Genomic DNA, 6,104 nt, shown 5'->3' on the forward strand with positions numbered 1-6,104 from the left:
GAGGGAGCGAAATCATGAGTGAATACGGTGCAACGGTTGCCTGGCATCTCAAGCCGGGCGCGTCGTTCGATTACGAACACTTCAACCGGGAACACGAATGGACCTTCGCCGGCGGTGAAGTGGTGCAGGCCTCGGCCTCACCGGATTACTTCGGCAGCGGTAACCGGGTAAGCCCGGACGAGGCGGTCATTGCCGCCACCTCCAGTTGTCATATGCTCACCTTCCTGTCGGTTGCCGCCAAACAGGGCCTCAAGGTGCTCAGCTACATCGATCAACCTGTTGGCACCGTGGAGAAGACCGCGGATGGGCACATGGCCATCACCCGCATCGTGCTGCGCCCGCGGGTGGTGTTCGATGATGGTCAGGAACCGGAGGCCGCCGCCCTGGACAAGCTCCATGCCACGGCCCACCGCAACTGTTTCGTGGCCAATTCCCTCAAGGCGGAGATTCGCATCGAGCCGCAGTAAGGCAGGAGCGAGGGACGAGTTTCGAGTCGCGAAAACCAAGTCAGGAACCCTGGCGCTTTTCGCTACTCGAAACGGGGCTCTCTGAATCTGCCTCTGCCCATAGTCCTGAAGCCATCAGATTCCAGGGGCGAGAAGTGAGCTTCGACGCCCCGGGTTCCGCCTTTCGGTGCACGTGCCTCCTGCCTCGCGCCCTGATACTGCGGTATACAGCGGACCGGACAGTCACCCTGGGATGATGTTGCCTTCACCCTGGGCCGCTAGAATGTGGCCCATTGTTTTGTCACCTTCCGTCTGGGGGTGGCGCCTTGGACCAACAGGACTGTGTGAAATGCTTGATCAAAACGAAATCGAACTGTTCCGCGACAACGTCAAAAAATTCCTGGAAAACGAAGTGGCCCCCCACTACGAACAGTGGGAAAAAGCCGAAATGTTCCCCCGTGAACTGTGGAACAAGCTGGGCGAAAATGGCCTGCTGTGCGTGGACGTGCCGGAAGAATACGGCGGTTTCGGCGCCAATTTCCGCCTGTCTGCGGTGATCGTGGAAGAAGCCTCCCGTGCCGGCTACGGCGCCCTGGCCTCCAACATCTCCGTGCATTCCGATATCGTTGCTCCCTACATCCTGCACCTGGGCACCGAAGAGCAGAAGCAGGCCTGGTTGCCGAAAATGGTCACCGGCGAAGCCGTAGGTGCCATCGGCATGACCGAACCCGGTGCCGGCTCAGACCTGCAGGGCATGAAGACCCGCGCCGACAAGGACGGTGACGGCTACAGCATCAACGGCCAGAAAACCTTCATCACCAACGGCCAGCACTGCGATGTGATCGTGCTCGCCACCAAGACCGACCCCAACGCCGGCTCCAAGGGCATGACCCTGTTCACCGTGGACTGCTCCCTGCCGGGCTTCGCCCGCGGCCGTAACCTGGAAAAAATGGGCCATCACGCTGCGGACACCTCCGAGCTGTTCTTCGAAGACGTGAAAGTGGGCGCCGACCAGATTCTCGGCGGTGAAGGCAAAGGCTTCGCCAACCTGATGAACGAACTGCCCCGCGAACGCCTGATCCTGGCCCTGGGCGCCATCGCTGCCTGCGAAGGCATGATCGAGCGCACCATCGAATACACCAAAGAGCGTCAGGCTTTCGGCAAGCCGATCTCCAGCCTGCAAAACACTCGCTTCGTGCTGGCAGACCTGCACGCCCAGGTGGTGGTTAACCGCGCCTACGGCGAGCAGTGCATCGACCAGTATGACCGTGGCGAACTCACCGCCACCAACGCTTCCATTGCCAAGCTCACCACCACCGAGCTGCAAGGCGTGGTCGCTGACAAATGTCTGCAGCTGTTCGGTGGCTACGGCTACATGCAGGAATACCCCATCTCCCGCGATTACGTGGATGCCCGCATCCAGCGTATCTATGGCGGCACCAGCGAAATCATGAAAGAAATCATCTCCCGGGAAATTATCGGGCGATAAATCCTCAGGATTTCAGCACCAAAAAAACGCGGCTACGGCCGCGCTTTTTATGCCCCTGATCTTCGCCCCGTAGGAGCTATGCTCGCATGGCGAACCTCAATCCACAGGGCTCCCTCCTTCAAAAAACCGTGCTCAACAGATGGACCTTCCTGGCTTGTAGGATATGGCTTACAGAAAATGCTAACTGGTTGATATAAAGTGGGTTTGCAGAGGGGAAGTGCTTTGCCAAAAAGCACGCTCGTACTGGCATTATGTCGAACGTTCGCGATTTGTCAGTTGGGATATATTCTCAATTTGGTGGTAAGTCACTAACCAATATCAAATTATTTGTGAACAATGTGATAACCCAAAAATAATTATGTCGAATTGAGTTAAGTCGATTCGTTCGTCTTAATACGCTGTTATGTGTGAGTCATGATTGAGACTGTTGCTGTGGTAGCTGCTGGTGTTTTTCTGATTTGTGTCGTGAGGAAATCTCGGTCAGAACATGGGCGGATTAAAACGCTCTCCCCAAAGGAGCGTGATAAGTTCAAAGCCACAGTTAATTATCACTACCGTAAATTGTGGCTGGAAGGTGGGTCATTTACACATGTTCCATTATGGTTGGTGGTAATAGTGGTTGTGGCTTTTTCATTGGCCGTTCTGGGTGGGGTGTATGCAGTCACATAACAAGCGGCGGCAGTCAGATCAAATTTCCGCTCCTGCGTCGCTCCAATTTGCCTGTTGCGCCGGGCGTTAGAAGCTAGGGGAAACCATGAGAAAAAGGGGAAGGATTGCTCAGGCAATCAGCATTATCTTGGCTATCGGGTTTATGGTTTTTGTTGGCTATCTTGTTTGGGTTGTAGCAGCAAGATTGCTGGTTTTTCTTGAAAGCGCAAACCCATCTGTGGCAGCTGCAGTTGTCGGTGCAATGGCTACGGTTTTGGTAGGTATGAGTGGTGTTTTGTATACGCAGTCTCAAATAAAAAATAGAGAAATAGAAGAGGCGCACCGATCAAGAAAGGTGGAAATATATAAAGGTTTTCTGGATATGGTTGCAAGGCTCATGGCCAAAGATAATCCCCATGTTTCTCTAAAAGCACCGAAAGAGCAGGAGCTCATTAACTTCCTCGTTGGATTCAAAACGGATGTGATTCTATGGGGATCGCCAAAAGTCATTAATGCCCACCTAAACTTTGAAAAAGTTTCCAACTCGGGCGGAAATGTGCTCTTCGCGGTTGATGAGCTATACCAAGCGATCAGAGAGGATATTGGGCTGAGTAATAAAGGGCTGGAAAAGCACCAGTTAATGAAAATGTATTTAAAAGACCCCGGTGAACTGGATGCCCAGAGTGCTTCTAACAAGGCATTGCAGCGGACAAGCCGCTGAATGCGGCGTTAAACGTAAGGGAGAGAAATGGATCTAGCTACGGTCACGGCTTCCGGTCTACTAGCAGTACTGATTAATGTGATCGGAGCATTTTGGCTCAAGGAGAGGCTTCGCCAGTCCATTAAACATGAATATGATCAAGATCTGGCCAAACTGAAAAGCGAGCTAGATTTCGAACTCGATAAGAAAAAACGACTGTATGAAGGAAAACTGGCCCAGTATAAAAAATACTTCGCCCTAATGGATTCGTATTCATTGGACCAGCGCCGTGCGTTGGCAGAAGGATTCCAGGAGGGAATCTTCAAAATCATAGAAAATCCTTCAACAGAGAACACAATCGAATACATTAAAAAGACTCTCAGCCTCCAAAATGACATCTCCGATAAATTCTTGATGTTCAAAAACGAGATGAATGGCCTACGTTTAGAGGCCGGAGAGCCTTTGCTTGAGCTAATTGAACGCTACGTATCATCTCTAGAAAAGGTACAGGAGAGAACGGTTTCGTTCTTGGGCTGGATGAATGAAAACGCGACAACTTTTCTAGCTCAGCCAGAAGCTGCGCAACAAAAAGTTCAAGAGTTCATGCAAGGGGAAGCTTCTGGCGAAGCAAAAGAATTAATGGAGCTTCAAGAGAAAATTTTCAGAGAGATGAGGCGTGAACTCGGGATCGTTTAACAAGTGCGTCAACGGGACCGCTTTGTTCCGCTGCGCTCCACAAATCGGCCCGTTACGCCGGCGTTAGTAGCCTATGAAAATCGAAGAATACCGTAGCCTGGTTAAAGAAAAATTATTAGACAGACTTGAGCTTATTGGGTTTAAGGCTCATGGCGATCATCTGTTCATAAATCAAAATGAGGCTTGCCTAGCCCTTCTTAGAGTTAAGGATAAATGGTCAAATTTGACGCAGCAGGCGAAGTATCTTGCAGTTGTAAGGCACAATTTCCTGCCTGATTTGGACGGGCGTGATGTGCAGGGGTTTGTTGAGGACCCTGCCTTGTATCCATTTAAGATAAATCCCTTAAAGTTATCGAAATTAAAGGTTGGCATTTTCAGAAAGTCAATAAATTACCATTATCATAGTTGCAATCTTGGGCAATATGACACCGTTGATATTGATTATGGTGAAGTGAATCCATCGGCTACGTTAGAAGAAATATACGATCAAATTTCTAGTCACGGCATTGATTGGCTAAATTCACTCACCCCTGATGAGGCGGCTCGCCAAGTTACCGAAAACGGAAACCAGGACTATATTGAGAAAATTTGGATTGAGTCCTATGCAAAGCATGGTTACTAACAAGGTTGTAAAGTACGCGCCTGCGGCGCCGGACGCAGAAAATCTGCACCGGTTATAACGGCGTTAAAGGGGGGAGGATGCTCAGTTCCTATGTGGCGATTGGGGTTAGGCTTGTAGCTATTTTATTTTTCTTTAAAGCCGTTAGAGAGTTTGTTGGGGTATTTCAGTTTTTCTATCAGGGTAGTCCCTATGGCAATGATACCTCGGTATGGCCTGTTTTGGTCGTGGCTTTAACAAGCTGGGCTTTTGTGTTCATCCTTTGGTTCTCCGCTCAGGGTATTGGTCGTTTGATGGCGTCGGGCGGTATAGATGCTAAGCCTGAAAAGATGCCTCCTGTCTCCTTGTTGTCTGTGTTTGTTGCTGCGATTGGGTTGTTTGTTTTCTGGTACGGTATGGTTGATGCTCTGTACTACATTTCGGTAATTATTATGGGGCAGGAGTTGGGTGTTGCTCGGATGTCTATTGAGATAAAAGCCAACATGCTCGCTACGGCCTTTGAGGTCATAAGTGGGGCTTTTCTTGTGCTGAAAGCGAGGACGGTTGCCGGGAAAATTAATGATGTGGCGCGTTAGTGATCCTTTAGCAATGCCATGTATGCAACAAGCGAATGATGGCAGGCGCTACGCAATAAGGACGAAAAATGAACAAAGACGAATGGATTTGGGTTGCTATAAGAATATTTGGTATCTATCTTCTGGTGCTGGCCATCATTTCGATTCCTGAAGCGATTGGTGCTATCTATGCCCACCTTAATGTTGCCGATGCAGCCAGCCAATCAGCTGAAATTGCCTCCTTCGCTGACTCATTACGTAAAGCGGCACTGTCCAAGGGGATAACGGCAATATCCCAGCTTATACTTTTCTCCATGGCATCTTATTACCTTATCTGTCGTGGCAAACTTATCCATCGGTTGGCATCACGAGAAACTGGCCAGTAAGAAATGTGAGTCGCCACCGCCAGTGGTCAGACCAATATGCCGGCGAGTAAAGAGAATTCTCTGACATGACAAGAACAGTCCTATTCCTCCTCTATTTATCGGTGCTATCCGGTTGTACCAATGTGACAGGTGATACTCCAAGAGCGATTTCCCCACAGACCGGAGAATCTTTAAGCACAGAGCGCCTGTTTTTTGTTGCGAACACATTTTTCTCCGAAGCGGGCTATGCGTGCAGTACTGATGTCGACGCTGGCCAATTTCGTTGTTCCAGAGCGCTTCGGGATCTTTACATTCATCAGACAACCGCCGAGGTGAACATTTATCCCGGCGATGAGGAAGACAAGATCCACAGAATGATCGCGACCCGATGGGATGAGGGCCTGATTCCTGGTGAGCTGATTTCCAATGCCTACGCCAACGATGATGTTGAGGCGTTCTGTACGTATCTCGCCGGCGAGAAGATTGCTCTATGGAAGGTCTGAATAACTCGCTTTTTTCGCTTTTACGATCCTCAACAGGCATCTGCCATCGAATTCAGGCCACAATTCACTCTTGAGTGTCCATTC

Annotated in this window: 8 protein-coding genes; all 8 read left to right on the plus strand. The window is 50.1% G+C overall.

Going from position 1 to position 6,104, the window contains the following annotated elements:
• The first annotated feature begins 14 nt into the window (after positions 1-14).
• The 8 genes from C4S63_RS15145 to C4S63_RS15180 all read left to right on the plus strand — a co-directional run bounded on the left by C4S63_RS15145 (position 15) and on the right by C4S63_RS15180 (position 6,020).
• A complete protein-coding gene (locus tag C4S63_RS15145; RefSeq protein ID WP_103918096.1) occupies positions 15-467 on the plus strand; it encodes an OsmC family protein in 453 nt (150 codons plus the stop codon).
• Between the two features lie 328 nt (positions 468-795).
• A complete protein-coding gene (locus C4S63_RS15150; RefSeq protein WP_103918097.1) occupies positions 796-1,935 on the plus strand; it encodes an acyl-CoA dehydrogenase family protein in 1,140 nt (379 codons plus the stop codon).
• A gap of 754 nt (positions 1,936-2,689) precedes the next feature.
• On the plus strand, positions 2,690-3,304 hold the full coding sequence (locus C4S63_RS15155) for a hypothetical protein (protein ID WP_200819551.1): 615 nt from the start codon (positions 2,690-2,692) through the stop codon (positions 3,302-3,304).
• Positions 3,305-3,331: 27 nt separating this feature from the next.
• Positions 3,332-3,979, plus strand: a complete 648-nt coding sequence (locus C4S63_RS17460; RefSeq protein WP_200819552.1) for a hypothetical protein — start codon at positions 3,332-3,334, stop codon at positions 3,977-3,979.
• Positions 3,980-4,052: 73 nt separating this feature from the next.
• Positions 4,053-4,601, plus strand: a complete 549-nt coding sequence (locus tag C4S63_RS15165; RefSeq protein WP_103918098.1) for a hypothetical protein — start codon at positions 4,053-4,055, stop codon at positions 4,599-4,601.
• Between the two features lie 77 nt (positions 4,602-4,678).
• Positions 4,679-5,173, plus strand: a complete 495-nt coding sequence (locus tag C4S63_RS15170; RefSeq protein WP_103918099.1) for a hypothetical protein — start codon at positions 4,679-4,681, stop codon at positions 5,171-5,173.
• 68 nt (positions 5,174-5,241) lie between these two features.
• Entirely contained in the window at positions 5,242-5,538 is a 297-nt protein-coding gene (locus C4S63_RS15175; RefSeq protein WP_103918100.1) for a hypothetical protein, read from the plus strand.
• A gap of 65 nt (positions 5,539-5,603) precedes the next feature.
• Positions 5,604-6,020 (plus strand): hypothetical protein, encoded by a 417-nt coding sequence (locus C4S63_RS15180; protein WP_103918101.1) that lies wholly within the window; start codon positions 5,604-5,606, stop codon positions 6,018-6,020.
• Positions 6,021-6,104 lie beyond the last annotated feature (84 nt).

It is taken from the genome of Alcanivorax sp. DSM 26293, from assembly GCF_900107995.1.
Taxonomy (GTDB): domain Bacteria; phylum Pseudomonadota; class Gammaproteobacteria; order Pseudomonadales; family Alcanivoracaceae; genus Alcanivorax.

Coding starts and splice junctions, on each gene's coding strand:
- C4S63_RS15145 (WP_103918096.1), top strand. CDS start 15: ATGAGTGAATACGGTGCAACGGTTGCCTGGCATCTCAAGCCGGGCGCG.
- C4S63_RS15150 (WP_103918097.1), top strand. CDS start 796: ATGCTTGATCAAAACGAAATCGAACTGTTCCGCGACAACGTCAAAAAA.
- C4S63_RS15155 (WP_200819551.1), top strand. CDS start 2,690: ATGAGAAAAAGGGGAAGGATTGCTCAGGCAATCAGCATTATCTTGGCT.
- C4S63_RS17460 (WP_200819552.1), top strand. CDS start 3,332: ATGGATCTAGCTACGGTCACGGCTTCCGGTCTACTAGCAGTACTGATT.
- C4S63_RS15165 (WP_103918098.1), top strand. CDS start 4,053: ATGAAAATCGAAGAATACCGTAGCCTGGTTAAAGAAAAATTATTAGAC.
- C4S63_RS15170 (WP_103918099.1), top strand. CDS start 4,679: ATGCTCAGTTCCTATGTGGCGATTGGGGTTAGGCTTGTAGCTATTTTA.
- C4S63_RS15175 (WP_103918100.1), top strand. CDS start 5,242: ATGAACAAAGACGAATGGATTTGGGTTGCTATAAGAATATTTGGTATC.
- C4S63_RS15180 (WP_103918101.1), top strand. CDS start 5,604: ATGACAAGAACAGTCCTATTCCTCCTCTATTTATCGGTGCTATCCGGT.